We start from the raw sequence: 14847 nt of genomic DNA on the forward strand, positions 1-14847 counted from the left end.
AAAGGCAAACCAATGCAGCGTCTGTATCGGAAACGCATCGTTCTCGGCGTCGGCGGCGGCATTGCCGCCTACAAGAGCGCAGAGTTGGTTCGCAGGCTCCTGGACCAGGGCGCCGAAGTGCGCGTGGTCATGACCCGTGGTGGCAGTGAGTTCATCACCCCGCTGACCATGCAAGCCCTGTCCGGCCACCCGGTTCACCTCGACCTGCTGGACCCGGCCGCAGAAGCCGCCATGGGCCATATCGAACTGGCCAAATGGGCCGACCTGGTGCTGATAGCCCCGGCCACTGCCGACCTGATCGCCCGCCTGGCCCAGGGCATTGCCGATGACCTGCTCACCACCCTGGTATTGGCCACCGACGCCACCGTCGCTATCGCTCCGGCCATGAACCAGGCCATGTGGCGCGATCCGGCCACCCAGGCCAATACCCAACTCCTGCAAACCCGCGGCCTCAAGGTGTTCGGCCCGGCGTCCGGCAGCCAGGCCTGCGGCGACGTCGGCCTGGGCCGCATGCTCGAAGCCACGGACCTGGCGCAGTGCGCCGCCGAGTGCTTCCAGCATCTGGCCCTGACCGGCAAGCACGTGCTGATCACCGCCGGCCCAACCCAGGAAAACATCGACCCGGTCCGCTACATCACCAACCATAGCTCAGGAAAAATGGGCTTCGCGTTGGCAGAAGCCGCGGTCGAGGCAGGCGCACGGGTCACACTGATCACAGGTCCCGTGCATCTGCCCACCCCTGATCGCGTCACGCGGATCGACGTAGTCAGCGCCCGGGACATGTTGGCGGCCTGCGAAGCCGCCATTCCCTGCGACCTGTTTATCGCCTCGGCAGCGGTTGCGGATTACCGCCCGGAGGTCGTGGCCCCGCAGAAGCTCAAGAAAGACCCTACGAGCGGCGACGGCCTGCTCCTGCAAATGGTGCGTAACCCGGACATCCTGGCCACCATCGCAACCCGTCCAGACCGTCCGTTCAGCGTCGGCTTCGCTGCCGAGACCGAGCACCTACTGGACTACGCCGCACGCAAACTGAAAGACAAAAACCTCGACCTGATCGTTGCCAATGATGTCGCCAACCCGAGCATCGGCTTCAACAGCGAGGAAAATGCGTGCAGCGTGATCGACCGCGAACTGCACGCCACCCTTTTCGCCCAGACCAGCAAGGGCAAGATTGCCCGCCAACTGATCTCTTTTATCGCCCAACGGCTGAACCAGGTTTAATGTCCATGCACGCTTTGCAAGCCAAGATTCTCGACCCACGCCTCGGCAACGAATTCCCTCTGCCGGCCTACGCCACGCCGGGTTCCGCCGGCCTGGACCTGCGCGCCATGCTCAAGGAGGACACCGTCCTTGAGCCGGGCCAAACCATCCTGATTCCCACTGGCCTGTCGATCTATGTCGGCGATCCTGGCTTGGCGGCGCTGATCCTGCCGCGCTCCGGCCTGGGTCACAAACATGGCATCGTGCTCGGCAACTTGGTCGGCCTGATCGACTCCGACTACCAGGGCGAGTTGATGGTGTCGTGCTGGAACCGTGGCCAGACTGCTTTCAACATCGCCGTCGGCGAGCGCATCGCCCAACTGGTATTGGTGCCGGTGGTGCAGGCGCATTTTGAATTGGTGCAGGAATTCGATGAAACCCAACGCGGCGCAGGCGGTTTTGGGCATTCCGGCAGTCACTGACTAAGCTGAACGTGGCCGGATGCAATCGTCCGGCCACGCGCCACCGCCCGGCTTTTCAGGATGAAGAATGCGCGGAAATAATCATCGAGATTTCTCTAATGAAATCAAAGGACTACGTAAAAATAATGCTAGCGCCGAAGCGCCGATGGCATTTTTACACCACGAACTCTCTGCCGAAAACGCCGTCATACCCTTCAGTTTGAGCCTGCCGGCCAGCCACATCAGGCCCGCCTTGCCCCCTTTCAGATGGAGTTTCCCCCGCGATGAGTACCGCAGCCCGCGTAGCCCCGACCTTTCCCGACAGCATTTTTCGCGCCTATGACATCCGTGGTGTGGTCCCCAAGACCCTGACCGCCGAAACCGCCTACTGGATCGGCCGCGCCATCGGCTCCCAGAGTCTGGCCCAAGGCGAACCCAACGTTTCGGTAGGCCGTGACGGCCGCTTGTCTGGCCCGGAGCTGGTCGAGCAACTGATCCAGGGCCTGGCTGACAGCGGCTGCCACGTCAGCGACGTCGGTCTGGTGCCAACCCCCGCGCTGTACTACGCCGCCAACGTACTGGCGGGCAAATCCGGGGTCATGCTTACCGGCAGCCACAACCCGTCGGACTACAACGGCTTCAAGATCGTCATCGCTGGCGACACCCTGGCCAATGAGCAGATCCAGGCCCTGCACACCCGCCTGAAGACCAACGACCTGACCCGCGGCACAGGGACCATCACCAAGGTTGACATCCTGCAACGCTACTCCGATGAAATCACCCGTGACGTCAAGCTCGCCCGCCGCTTGAAAGTCGTGGTGGACTGCGGCAACGGCGCAGCGGGTGTGATTGCCCCGCAATTGCTCGAAGCCCTGAACTGCGAAGTGATCCCACTGTTCTGCGAAGTGGACGGCAACTTCCCCAACCATCACCCAGACCCAGGCAAGCCGGAAAACCTGGTGGACCTGATCGCCAAGGTCAAGGAAGTGGGCGCCGACGTCGGCCTGGCCTTCGATGGCGACGGGGACCGTGTGGGCGTGGTGACCGAAACCGGCGAGATCGTGTTCCCGGACCGCCTGTTGATGCTGTTTGCCCGCGACGTGGTTGCGCGCAATGCCAACGCCGAGATCATCTTCGACGTGAAATGCACGCGTCGCCTGACGCCATTGATCAAGGAGTACGGCGGTCGCCCGCTAATGTGGAAGACCGGTCACTCGTTGATCAAAAAGAAAATGAAGGAAACCGGCGCGCTGTTGGCCGGTGAAATGAGCGGCCACGTGTTCTTCAAGGAGCGCTGGTTCGGGTTTGATGATGGTATTTACAGCGCCGCTCGCCTGCTGGAGATCCTCAGCAAGGAGAAATCCACGGCCGAAGAGCTGTTTCAGACCTTCCCGAATGATATTTCTACGCCAGAAATCAATATCCATGTGACCGAGGAGAGCAAATTCAGCATCATTGACGCATTGCACGATGCGCAATGGGGTGAAGGCGCCAACCTGACCACCATTGATGGTGTGCGAGTCGATTACGCCAAAGGCTGGGGCCTGGTTCGCGCGTCCAACACCACACCGGTGCTGGTCCTGCGTTTCGAGGCGGATACCGAGGCTGAGTTGCAGCGCATCAAGGACGTGTTCCACGCCCAGTTGAAACGTGTTGCCCCTGATCTCCAATTACCGTTCTGATTTTTTGCCCGGAGCCCTGAATGACCCTCGAACGCGAAGCCGCTGCCAACACCGCCAAGGTCCTGTCCGAAGCGTTGCCTTATATTCGACGCTACGTCGGCAAGACGCTGGTGATCAAGTACGGCGGCAATGCCATGGAAAGCGATGAGCTGAAAACCGGCTTTGCGCGCGACATCGTGCTGATGAAGGCCGTAGGGATCAACCCCGTGGTCGTCCACGGCGGCGGCCCGCAAATCGGCGACCTGCTCAAGCGGTTGTCCATCGAGAGTCACTTCATCGATGGCATGCGCGTCACTGACGCGCAAACCATGGACGTGGTGGAAATGGTCCTCGGCGGCCAGGTCAACAAAGACATCGTCAACCTGATCAACCGCCACGGCGGCAGCGCCATCGGCCTGACCGGCAAGGATGCGGAACTGATCCGCGCCAAGAAACTGACCGTGACCCGCAAGACGCCGGAGATGACCCAGCCGGAAATCATCGACATCGGCCAGGTGGGCGAAGTCATCGGCATCAACACCGATTTGCTCAACCTGCTGGTCAAGGGCGACTTCATCCCGGTAATTGCGCCGATCGGCGTGGGTGCTAATGGCGAGTCCTATAACATCAACGCCGATCTGGTAGCCGGTAAGGTGGCGGAAGCACTGAAGGCTGAAAAGCTGATGCTGCTGACCAACATCGCCGGCTTGATGGACAAGGAAGGCAAGGTACTGACCGGCTTGACTACCCAGCAGGTAGACGACCTGATCGCCGACGGCACCATCTACGGCGGCATGTTGCCGAAGATCCGTTGCGCACTGGAAGCGGTGCAGGGCGGCGTCGGCAGCTCGCTGATCCTGGATGGCCGCGTGCCAAATGCAATCCTGCTGGAAATCTTCACCGATACTGGTGTGGGCACGCTGATCAGTAACCGCAAGCGTCCTTAACCGCTGCAAAGCAAAAAGCCCCGCTCAATCGAATTGAGCGGGGCTTTTTGTTTGTACACAGTTCAAATGTGGGCGCTGGCTTGCCTGCGATGACGGCAGTACATTCTAAAATGCACCGCCTGACACACCGCTATCGCGGGCAAGCCCGCTCCCACAGGATTCAGTGTCAGACGCCGAACTGCTCGCGGTAGGCACGCACCGCCGGCAAATGCTGCTTGAGCTGCGGGTCATCTTCCAGGAACTGCAACACCTGGTTCAACGACACGATGCTCACCACCGGAATGCCGAAGTCACGCTCCACTTCCTGGATCGCCGACAACTCACCGTTGCCGCGTTCCTGACGGTTCAAGGCGATCAGTACACCGGCAGCCTTGGCGCCGTCCTGGGAAGCGATGATCTGCATCACTTCACGGATAGCAGTACCCGCGGTGATCACGTCATCGATGATCAGCACCTCGCCGGTCAATGGCGCGCCGACCAGGCTGCCACCTTCACCATGGGCCTTGGCTTCCTTACGGTTGAAACACCACGGCAAGTCCTGCCCGTGATGCTCCGCCAGCGCTACCGCCGTCGCCGCTGCCAGGGGAATACCCTTGTAGGCCGGGCCAAAGAGTACGTCGAAGGAAATACCGCTCTCAACGATGGCTGCCGCATAGAAACGGCCCAGCTGAGCCAGGGCCGAACCTGAGTTGAACAGGCCCGCATTGAAGAAGTACGGGCTGGTGCGCCCGGACTTGAGGGTGAACTCACCGAAGCGTAAAACGCCGCGATCGATGGCAAAACGAATGAAATCGCGCTGATACGCCTGCATGAAAAAAGCCTCAGATACCACGGATTTAGCTAATTGGGTGGACGGCGTGTATCATACACGCACGCGATTTTTGGGGCCATTTATGCGGATCATCAGTGTGAACGTTAATGGTATTCAGGCTGCAGTCGAGCGTGGTTTGCTCAGTTGGCTGCAAGCACAGAATGCCGACGTCATCTGCCTGCAGGACACCCGTGCCTCCGCCTTTGAACTGGACGACCCAGCCTTCCAACTGGATGGCTACTTCCTTTATGCCTGCGATGCCGAAGTGCCCACCCAAGGTGGCGTGGCTTTGTACTCGCGGTTGCAACCCAAGGCGGTCATCAGCGGCCTCGGCTTCGAGACAGCCGACCGCTACGGGCGTTACCTGCAAGCCGATTTCGACAAGGTCAGCATCGCGACCTTGCTGCTTCCTTCCGGGCAGAACGGCGATGAAGACTTGAACCAGAAATTCAAGCTAATGGACGATTTCGCCCGTTACTTGGATAAACAGCGACGTAAACGTCGCGAGTACATTTATTGTGGCTCGCTGTACGTGGCGCAACAGAAGCTGGATATCAAGAACTGGCGCGACAGCCAGCAATCCCCAGGCTTCCTGGCGCCGGAACGCGCCTGGATGGACGAGATTGTCGGCAACATGGGCTATGTCGATGCCCTGCGCGAAGTCAGCCGCGAAGGCGACCAGTACAGCTGGTGGCCAGATAACGAACAGGCTGAGATGCTCAACCTGGGCTGGCGTTTCGACTACCAGCTGCTGACCCCAGGCCTGCGCCGGTTCGTACGCAGTGCACGCCTGCCGCGCCAGCCGCGCTTCTCGCAGCACGCGCCGCTGATCGTGGACTACGACTGGACATTGACCATCTGAGGTCGTTTTCCAGGCACAAAAAAACCGACACTGATGTCGGTTTTTTTGTGGCCGTTCGGTTACTTGACCAGGCGCCAGGTCCACGGATAGCGATAGGCAATGCCTTTGTTGGCCTTGATACCGGCGATGATCGTCAGTATCAACGCCCCGATCACCAGCACGGTCATCAGCAAGAAGCCAACAACCACGAAGCCCAACAAGAGGCACACCAGCCAGGCGATCGCCACGGTGATCTGGAAATTCAGCGCCTCCTTGCCCTGGTCATCGATGAGCGGGTCCATGTCCTTCTTGAATTGCCACAGGATCAACGGCCCCAGCAAGCTGCCGAAGGGGAATACCAACCCCAGGAATGCCGCAAAATGACACAACATTGCCCACTGGCGTACTTCCTTGGACGGGGCCGGGACCGGCAACTGGCTGTCATTCATGGCGCTTCTCCTTGGGGCCGGCTCAGTCAGCCAGCGCGGCGTTCTGCAATTCAAAGATTTCGGTCATGCCTTTCTGGGCCAAGGCCAGCATGGCGTTCAGCTCAGCCGGCTGGAATGGCGCGCCTTCGGCAGTGCCCTGCACTTCGATGAAACCACCGGTGCTGGTCATGACCACGTTGAGGTCGGTCTCGGCGGCCGAGTCTTCCAGGTAGTCCAGGTCCAACACAGGCTCGCCCTGGTACATGCCAACCGACACAGCAGCGATCATCTGCTTGAGCGGGTCACCCGCTTTCAGGCCGCCACGCTTCTTGATCACTTTCAGTGCGTCGACCAGGGCCACCATGGCGCCGGTGATGGACGCCGTGCGGGTGCCGCCATCTGCCTGGATCACGTCGCAGTCGACGTAGAGAGTCACGTCACCCAGCTTGGACATATCCAGGGCAGCACGCAGGGAACGGCCGATCAAGCGCTGGATTTCCAGGGTACGCCCGCCTTGCTTGCCACGGCTGGCTTCACGCTGGTTACGCTCGCCAGTCGCGCGCGGCAGCATGCCGTATTCAGCGGTCAACCAACCCTGGCCCTGGCCCTTGAGGAAGCGCGGCACGCCGTTTTCGACGCTGACAGTGCAGATGACCTTGGTATCGCCAAACTCGACCAGTACGGATCCCTCGGCGTGTTTGGTGTAGTTGCGGGTGATGCGGATCGAGCGGAGCTGATCGGCAGCGCGACCACTTGGACGTTTCATAGGGGATACCTGTACTGAGGACGAAAAACTGCCGAGCATTATAGAGCCGCAAGCCGGTTCGGGGCACTTCTAAAAAATCCGGTTACCAATGCCCGGGTTTGGGCGCCTACCTCCCACTGCGCTACAATCCTGCGCCTCCAGACTGTAGGAGCGAGCTTGCTCGCGAAAAACGCCAACAATTACGGGGGCTTCCTGATTCAGCGCGGCGCCTTGCGTTCTTCGCGAGCAAGCTCGCTCCTACAGGTCGGCCTGGCCAATTTCTATTTATCCAACGCGAGGTACCTCCATGGTGCACAGCATGACCGCCTTCGCCCGTGTCGAAAAAGCCGGGACCCAAGGCACCCTCAGCTGGGAACTGCGCTCGGTCAACAGCCGTTACCTGGAGCCGCACCTGCGCCTGCCAGAGTCGTTCCGCGACCTCGAAGGCGCCGTGCGTGAAGCGCTGCGCCAGGGCATTTCCCGTGGCAAGCTGGAATGCACCCTGCGCTTTACCGAAGAAACCACCGGCAAGCCGCTGCAGGTCGACCGCGACCGCGCCGCCCAACTGGTGGCCGCTGCCGAAACCATCGCCGGCCTGATCAAGCAGCCGGCCGCATTGAACCCTCTGGAAGTATTGGCCTGGCCCGGCGTGCTGGTGGCCGACGCGGCTGACCCACAGGCCCTGAATGCCGAAGCCCTCGCCCTGTTCAACCAGGGCCTGAAGGAACTCAAGGCCGGCCGTGAGCGCGAAGGCACCGAACTGGCGCGCCTGATCAGCGAGCGGCTGACGTCGATCGAAGCCGACGTAGTGACCCTGCGTGAACTGGTACCGCAGATGCTCGCCACCCAGCGCCAGAAGGTCCTCGACCGCTTCACCGACATGAAGGCCGACCTCGACCCGACGCGCCTGGAACAGGAAATGGTCCTGCTCGCACAGAAGAGCGACGTGGCCGAAGAACTCGACCGCCTGAGTACCCATATCCTTGAAGTGCGCCGCGTACTCAAGTCGGGCGGTGCCGCCGGTCGGCGCCTGGACTTCCTGATGCAGGAACTCAACCGCGAAGCCAATACACTGGGCTCCAAGGCGTTCGACCCGCGCAGCACCACGGCGGCGGTCAACCTCAAAGTGTTGATCGAGCAAATGCGCGAACAAGTACAGAATATTGAGTAAGGCACCCTCCATGACCCACAGCACCGGCACCCTTTACATCATTTCCGCCCCTTCGGGCGCGGGCAAGAGCAGCCTGGTCAAGGCCTTGACCGACGCTGACGAGCAGATCCGCATTTCGGTCTCGCACACGACCCGCGCCATGCGCCCGGGCGAAGTGGACGGCGTGCACTATCACTTCGTCGAGCGTACCGAGTTCGTCAAGATGATCGAACACGGTGACTTCCTGGAGCGCGCCGAAGTGTTCGGCAACCTCTACGGCACCTCGCAGAGCCACCTGCAACAGACCCTGGACGAAGGCCACGACCTGATTCTGGAGATCGACTGGCAGGGCGCCGAGCAAGTGCGCCAGCTGATGCCCAAGGCGCGCTCCATCTTCATCCTGCCGCCCTCGCTCCAAGCCCTGCACCAGCGTCTGACCAACCGTGGCCAGGACAGCGACGAGATCATCGAAGGTCGCATGCGTGAGGCCGTCAGCGAAATGAGCCACTACGTCGACTACGACTACCTGATCATCAATGACGACTTTACCCACGCATTGGACGATTTGAAGGCGATTTTCCGCGCCAACCAACTGCAGCAAAAGCGCCAACAGCAACGTTTCGGCAAATTACTCGCCGAATTGCTCGGCTGATTGGCTCTTCCCAAAACAGCTGCAAGGGCCTTACATTGGCACTTGTAGCGGTTTTGCGAAGGCCTGCCAAAAATCAGCGCTTCCCTAAACGCTGGTGATTTTTTAAACTGCTCAGTCCGCTCGCCCAACCGGGCAGCGCGCATCTTGCATTCGCTCCGAGGAATACCATGGCCCGCGTAACCGTTGAAGACTGCCTAGAACACGTGGATAACCGCTTTGAGCTGGTCATGCTCTCTACCAAGCGTGCCCGTCAACTGGCCACTGGCGGCAAAGAGCCCCTGGTCCAGTGGGAAAACGACAAGCCTACCGTTGTAGCCCTGCGTGAAATCGCTGAAGGCCTGATGAGCTACGAGTTCATCGCCAACGCCGAAATCGTTGAAGACGAACCGCTGTTTGCAGCGTTCGAAGGCGAGTCCAACGAGGACGTCTAAGCCTATGCCTGGTCGACGTAGCACGGCGCGGGGTCACAGCCATCGGCAGGAGTTCACACTTTGCCGAGCATAGACGCCCTCGCCGATCGCTTATCGGCCTACCTCGGCGCAGACCAGGTCAACCTGGTTCGCCGAGCGTATTTCTACGCCGAACAAGCCCACGACGGCCAACGCCGACGTAGTGGCGAGGCGTATGTCACCCATCCTCTTGCGGTGGCCAATATTCTTGCCGACATGCACATGGACCATCAGAGCCTGATGGCCGCGATGCTGCATGACGTGATCGAAGACACCGGCATTGCCAAGGAAGCGCTCAGTGCGCAATTTGGCGAAACCGTGGCCGAACTGGTCGATGGGGTCAGCAAGCTGACCCAGATGAACTTCGAGACCAAGGCCGAAGCCCAGGCGGAAAACTTCCAGAAGATGGCCATGGCCATGGCCCGAGACATTCGGGTGATCCTGGTCAAGCTGGCCGACCGGCTGCACAACATGCGCACGCTGGAAGTGCTGTCCGGCGAAAAGCGCCGACGCATCGCCAAGGAAACCCTGGAAATCTATGCGCCCATCGCCAACCGGCTGGGCATGCACGCCATTCGTATCGAATTCGAAGACCTCGGCTTTAAAGCCATGCACCCCATGCGTTCGGCGCGCATCTACCAGGCGGTCAAGCGCGCACGGGGCAATCGCAAGGAAATCGTCAACAAGATCGAAGAGTCCCTGAGCCATTGCCTGGCGATCGACGAGATCGAGGGCGAGGTCAGCGGTCGGCAAAAGCACATTTATGGCATCTACAAGAAGATGCGCGGCAAGCGCCGGGCCTTCAACGAGATCATGGACGTGTACGCGTTCCGGATCATCGTCGACAAGGTCGATACCTGCTACCGCGTGCTGGGCGCTGTACATAATTTGTACAAACCCCTGCCAGGCCGCTTCAAGGACTACATCGCAATTCCCAAGGCCAACGGCTACCAGTCGCTGCATACCACCCTGTTTGGCATGCACGGCGTGCCGATCGAGATCCAGATCCGCACCCGCGAAATGGAAGAGATGGCCAACAACGGCATCGCCGCCCACTGGCTGTACAAGTCCAGCGGCGACGAGCAGCCCAAAGGCACCCATGCCCGTGCGCGCCAATGGGTCAAGGGCGTGCTGGAAATGCAGCAACGTGCCGGCAACTCCCTGGAATTTATCGAAAGCGTGAAGATCGACCTGTTCCCGGACGAGGTCTACGTGTTCACGCCCAAAGGCCGGATCATGGAGCTGCCCAAAGGCTCCACGGCGGTCGATTTTGCCTACGCAGTGCACACCGATGTCGGCAACAGCTGCATCGCCTGTCGCATCAACCGGCGCCTGGCCCCGCTGTCCGAACCACTGCAAAGCGGTTCCACGGTGGAGATCGTCAGCGCACCGGGCGCTCGCCCCAACCCGGCCTGGCTCAACTTTGTGGTCACCGGCAAGGCGCGTACGCATATTCGCCACGCGCTGAAATTGCAGCGCCGCTCCGAATCCATCAGCCTGGGCGAACGCCTGCTGAACAAAGTGCTCAACGGCTTCGACAGCGCCCTGGACAAGATCCCGCAAGAGCGCGTGCAAGCGATGCTCCATGAGTACCGCCAGGAAACCATCGAAGACCTGTTGGAAGATATCGGCCTGGGCAACCGCATGGCCTACGTGGTTGCGCGCCGCCTGCTGGGCGAAGGTGAACAGTTGCCGAGCCCTGAAGGCCCGCTGGCAATTCGCGGCACCGAGGGCCTGGTGCTCAGCTACGCCAAATGTTGCACGCCGATCCCGGGTGACCCGATTGTCGGCCACTTGTCCGCCGGCAAAGGCATGGTGGTGCACCTGGACAACTGCCGCAACATCACCGAAATCCGCCACAACCCGGAAAAATGCATCCAGCTCTCGTGGGCCAAGGATGTCACCGGCGAATTCAACGTCGAGCTGCGGGTTGAGCTGGAACACCAGCGCGGCCTCATCGCCCTGCTGGCCAGCAGCGTCAACGCCGCCGACGGCAATATCGAGAAAATCAGCATGGACGAACGCGATGGTCGCATCAGCGTGGTCCAACTGGTGGTCAGCGTGCACGACCGTGTGCACCTGGCCCGCGTGATCAAAAAGTTGCGCGCCTTGACCGGTGTGATCCGCATCACCCGCATGCGTGCATAACCGATCCATTACAAGGAGTCATTCATGACCAAGACAGTTATCACCAGCGATAAAGCTCCAGCCGCCATCGGCACTTATTCCCAGGCGATCAAGGCGGGCAACACCGTCTACATGTCCGGCCAGATCCCGCTGGACCCAAAGACCATGGAACTGGTTGAAGGCTTCGAAGCCCAGACCGTACAGGTCTTTGAAAACCTCAAGTCCGTGGCTGAAGCTGCCGGTGGTTCGTTCAAGGACATCGTCAAGCTGAACATCTTCCTCACCGACCTCAGCCACTTCGCCAAGGTCAACGAGATCATGGGCAAGTACTTCGAACAACCTTACCCAGCCCGCGCCGCCATCGGCGTGGCCGCCCTGCCAAAGGGTGCACAGGTTGAGATGGACGCCATTCTGGTCATCGAGTAAAACACCCGGCGCAGCCCCAAAAGGCTGCGCCGACTTCGTTTCAGAAGGATTTCGTAATGCGCAAAGCGCTTGTAGCCTCTTCGTTGCTCGCCCTGTTGCTCGGTGGCTGTGCCAGTAACCCCGCCGACCTGGATGTAAGCGGTACCTGGATCAACCAGGCCGCCATCGACGCGGCAGCCAAGGGCGGCCCTTTGCGTGAAGCCCTGCAGTCTTATGGCCCCAACCTTGAGTGGGAGGTCAACACCAAGGCCTTGCAGGCCCGCTACTACAACGGTTTTGAAGTGGCGGAAGGCAAGTTGTCGGGTGAAGAGCCCGGCGCATGGAACGTGGATTTCTATGGCAGCTCTGCCACTGAACTCAAGCGCAAAGGCAAGCAACTGCTGCAAGTGGCCAACGACAACGAGCCCGAGCAGCTGTTTGCCCGCGCCAAAGACCCGGCCCCAGAAGGCGCGCCACTGGGCGCCAATTTCGAACGCGCGCTGTACGCGGCCTATATGGGCGGCGACTGGAAGATCAGCGACGGCACCGGCAGCGGCGCCACGGTGCAGTTCCAGGCAGACGGCAAGGTCGCCGGCCTACCGGGGGTTGATCGTTATTCACTCTGCCTGGCAGGCGATTGCGCCTCCATGAGCGGCGGCTATGACAGCATCTGGCTGCAACTGAACGGCCAGGGCAACCCTTGGATCTTCGCGCGCAAGGGTGAGCAACTGGAGATCTTCCAGGCGATCAATACCGCACAGGCCGATGAAGTGCCTTCGTTTACGCCAGGCCCTCGCCAATGGTTGCTTGAAAAGTAATAAAAGCCTCACCCAAATCCAAATGTGGGAGCTGGCTTGCCTGCGATGACGGTATTACATCCAACAAAGATGTGATTGATATACCGCTATCGCAGGCAAGCCAGCTCCCACATTTTTTGCGCGCTTCAGCCTTTCAGAATCGCCGCATAGCCTTCCCGGTAAGTCGGGTATGTCGGCATCCAGCCAAGCGCCTTGATACGCGCATTACTGCATTGTTTGCTGCCAGCACGGCGCACACTTGCATCTTCAGCCCACTCGGTCACACCCAGATACTCGCGCAACCAGGCCACCACCTCGGCCAGTGGTGCCGGCGCATCGTCAACGCCGATGTAGACCTTGTCCAGCGAACCGCCCTTTTCCACATGCCGCAGCAAAAAGGCGAGCAGGCCCGCGGCGTCATCGGCGTGGATACGATTGCCATACAACGGCGGGTCAACCGCTACGCGATAGCCTTGGCGAACCTGAGTGAGCAGCCATTCACGACCCGGGCCGTAAATCCCGGTCAGTCGCACGATGGTCGCTGGAATACCGCTGTTGAGCGCCACCTGTTCAGCCTCCAGCATCACCTGCCCGGAATAGCCCTTCGCTTGCGTCTCGGACGTTTCGTCGACCCACTCGCCGTTTTGCTGCCCATACACACTGCTGCTGGAGACAAACAGCAAATGCTTGGGCGTCTGGCCGTAGTCTTCCAGCCACTCCAGCACATGCAGCAACCCTTGCACGTAGGCGGCGCGATAGCCGGCTTCGTCGTGGTCAGTGGCAGCGGCGCAGTACACCAGGTAATCCACCCCGCCGATGGGCCAGGTGTCAGGGCAGTCCTTTTTGAACAGGTCGCCGGCGATGCCGATCACCCCGTCGGGCAGGCGCGAAATATCGCGGCGCAGGCCGTGAACCTCCCATTCCGAGGCCAGCAATTGGCTAGCCAGCCGACTACCCACATCACCGCAACCGGCAATCACAACAGAAGGCACAGACATCACAAAACTCCATTCTCAAAGGCGCAGATTAGCCGCGCGAGTGGATCAACGGCCAGTAAAAAGCGAAATAAAGTAACAGTGCCACTTTAGTTAACAAGAATTACTTGCAATAATAACCGCCCATTTGTCCTCGACCCGAAATGGTCTGGAAGGACGATCACCCATTTTTTCTCTCAGGTCCGGCCAGCATGACACGTCATACAAACCCCGCTTCGCCAACCAAGCTTCACAGCCCCTCCCGCGCCTGGCGTGCGATTGCTGCGATGCTGTTCAGCGTATTGCTGGCACCGACCGCCGCATTCGCTGACGCCACTGCCCCCGCCGCTCCGGCCGCTGCCGAGCAAAATGCCGCTACTGCGGCAACGCCTGCCGTCGCGCCAGTGGCCACCGACCCGGCCCAGGCCGCCGGCGCCGCCGCACCTGCCGACGAAACCGGCGTGGTGCTTGAGGAAGACAACACCCTGGGCATGGCCCACGACTTGTCGCCATGGGGCATGTACCAGAATGCTGACGTGGTGGTGAAAGCCGTAATGATCGGCCTGGCCATTGCCTCGATCATCACCTGGACCATCTGGATTGCCAAAGGCTTCGAGCTGTTGGGCGCCAAGCGTCGTCTGCGCGCTGAAATCGTCCACCTGAAAAAAGCCACCACCCTCAAGGAAGCGAGCGAAACCGCGACCAAGAAGGGCACCCTGGCTAACCTGCTGGTGCACGACGCACTGGAAGAAATGCGCCTGTCGGCCAACACTCGCGAAAAAGAAGGCATCAAGGAGCGCGTCAGCTTCCGCCTGGAGCGCCTGGTTGCCGCCTGCGGCCGTAACATGAGCAGCGGCACCGGCGTACTCGCTACCATCGGTTCCACCGCACCCTTCGTCGGCCTGTTCGGTACCGTGTGGGGCATCATGAACAGCTTCATCGGCATCGCCAAAACCCAGACCACCAACCTCGCCGTCGTTGCCCCCGGCATCGCCGAAGCCCTGCTGGCTACCGCCCTGGGCCTGGTTGCCGCGATTCCTGCGGTGGTGATCTACAACGTCTTCGCCCGTTCGATTGCCGGCTACAAGGCTCAGGTATCGGATGCATCGGCTGAAGTCCTGTTGCTGGTCAGCCGTGACCTCGATCACCTGCCTACCGAGCGCAGCTCGCAACCGCACATGGTGAAAGTGGGGTAATCG

At 60.4% G+C, this 14847-nt stretch carries 15 protein-coding genes and 1 pseudogene; 12 read left to right on the forward strand and 4 right to left on the reverse strand.

Annotated elements, in window-relative coordinates:
• Nucleotides 1-12 precede the first annotated feature (12 nt).
• From coaBC to argB, 4 genes and pseudogenes are all read left to right on the forward strand, one after another.
• Nucleotides 13-1221, forward strand: a complete 1209-nt coding sequence (coaBC, locus tag GH769_RS24050) for a bifunctional phosphopantothenoylcysteine decarboxylase/phosphopantothenate--cysteine ligase CoaBC (RefSeq protein WP_003195481.1) — start codon at nt 13-15, stop codon at nt 1219-1221.
• 5 nt (nt 1222-1226) lie between these two features.
• Entirely contained in the window at nt 1227-1682 is a 456-nt protein-coding gene (gene dut / locus GH769_RS24055; protein WP_014720481.1) for a dUTP diphosphatase, read from the forward strand.
• A gap of 254 nt (nt 1683-1936) precedes the next feature.
• Nucleotides 1937-3343: pseudogene (locus GH769_RS24060) on the forward strand (phosphomannomutase/phosphoglucomutase); the annotation flags it as partial.
• Nucleotides 3344-3363: 20 nt separating this feature from the next.
• Nucleotides 3364-4269, forward strand: a complete 906-nt coding sequence (gene argB, locus GH769_RS24065) for an acetylglutamate kinase (protein ID WP_003213275.1) — start codon at nt 3364-3366, stop codon at nt 4267-4269.
• A 166-nt stretch (nt 4270-4435) separates the two neighbouring features.
• Here the strand turns inward: argB and pyrE are convergent, their stop codons facing one another.
• The gene (gene pyrE / locus GH769_RS24070; protein ID WP_014720483.1) at nt 4436-5080 is read right to left on the reverse strand and encodes an orotate phosphoribosyltransferase; all 645 of its coding nucleotides are present in this window, start codon (nt 5078-5080) and stop codon (nt 4436-4438) included.
• Between the two features lie 82 nt (nt 5081-5162).
• Here pyrE and GH769_RS24075 point away from each other — a divergent pair, with 82 nt between their 5' ends.
• The gene (locus tag GH769_RS24075; protein ID WP_003195493.1) at nt 5163-5942 is read left to right on the forward strand and encodes an exodeoxyribonuclease III; all 780 of its coding nucleotides are present in this window, start codon (nt 5163-5165) and stop codon (nt 5940-5942) included.
• A 59-nt stretch (nt 5943-6001) separates the two neighbouring features.
• Here the strand turns inward: GH769_RS24075 and GH769_RS24080 are convergent, their stop codons facing one another.
• Nucleotides 6002-6370, reverse strand: a complete 369-nt coding sequence (locus GH769_RS24080) for a DUF4870 domain-containing protein (protein ID WP_003195495.1) — start codon at nt 6368-6370, stop codon at nt 6002-6004.
• Between the two features lie 22 nt (nt 6371-6392).
• Nucleotides 6393-7115, reverse strand: a complete 723-nt coding sequence (gene rph, locus GH769_RS24085; RefSeq protein ID WP_003195497.1) for a ribonuclease PH — start codon at nt 7113-7115, stop codon at nt 6393-6395.
• A gap of 286 nt (nt 7116-7401) precedes the next feature.
• Between rph and GH769_RS24090 the strand changes: the two genes are divergently transcribed.
• The 6 genes from GH769_RS24090 (at nt 7402) to GH769_RS24115 (ending at nt 12695) form a co-directional block, all read left to right on the forward strand.
• Nucleotides 7402-8265 carry a YicC/YloC family endoribonuclease gene (locus tag GH769_RS24090; protein ID WP_014720484.1) on the forward strand — a complete coding sequence of 288 codons (864 nt, stop codon included), beginning with the start codon at nt 7402-7404 and terminating at the stop codon, nt 8263-8265.
• A 10-nt stretch (nt 8266-8275) separates the two neighbouring features.
• On the forward strand, nt 8276-8896 hold the full coding sequence (gene gmk, locus GH769_RS24095; protein WP_019818119.1) for a guanylate kinase: 621 nt from the start codon (nt 8276-8278) through the stop codon (nt 8894-8896).
• A 167-nt stretch (nt 8897-9063) separates the two neighbouring features.
• Entirely contained in the window at nt 9064-9327 is a 264-nt protein-coding gene (gene rpoZ, locus GH769_RS24100) for a DNA-directed RNA polymerase subunit omega (RefSeq protein WP_003195508.1), read from the forward strand.
• A 60-nt stretch (nt 9328-9387) separates the two neighbouring features.
• Nucleotides 9388-11493, forward strand: coding sequence for a bifunctional GTP diphosphokinase/guanosine-3',5'-bis pyrophosphate 3'-pyrophosphohydrolase (gene spoT / locus GH769_RS24105; RefSeq protein WP_003195510.1), 2106 nt, complete (start codon nt 9388-9390; stop codon nt 11491-11493).
• 24 nt (nt 11494-11517) lie between these two features.
• Nucleotides 11518-11898 carry a RidA family protein gene (locus GH769_RS24110; protein WP_003176922.1) on the forward strand — a complete coding sequence of 127 codons (381 nt, stop codon included), beginning with the start codon at nt 11518-11520 and terminating at the stop codon, nt 11896-11898.
• A 56-nt stretch (nt 11899-11954) separates the two neighbouring features.
• Complete coding sequence (locus GH769_RS24115) at nt 11955-12695, forward strand: hypothetical protein (RefSeq protein WP_014720485.1); 741 nt, start codon at nt 11955-11957, stop codon at nt 12693-12695.
• Between the two features lie 125 nt (nt 12696-12820).
• On the opposite strand, the gene GH769_RS24120 is transcribed toward GH769_RS24115, so the two are convergent.
• On the reverse strand, nt 12821-13672 hold the full coding sequence (locus tag GH769_RS24120) for an SDR family oxidoreductase (RefSeq protein ID WP_014720486.1): 852 nt from the start codon (nt 13670-13672) through the stop codon (nt 12821-12823).
• A 188-nt stretch (nt 13673-13860) separates the two neighbouring features.
• On the opposite strand from GH769_RS24120, the gene exbB reads away from it, so the two are divergent.
• Nucleotides 13861-14844, forward strand: a complete 984-nt coding sequence (gene exbB / locus GH769_RS24125; RefSeq protein ID WP_032873316.1) for a tonB-system energizer ExbB — start codon at nt 13861-13863, stop codon at nt 14842-14844.
• Nucleotides 14845-14847: the final 3 nt, after the last annotated feature.

It is taken from the genome of Pseudomonas sp. CFSAN084952 (assembly GCF_009648855.1).
In the GTDB taxonomy this organism is placed as follows: Bacteria; Pseudomonadota; Gammaproteobacteria; order Pseudomonadales; family Pseudomonadaceae; genus Aquipseudomonas; species Aquipseudomonas paracarnis.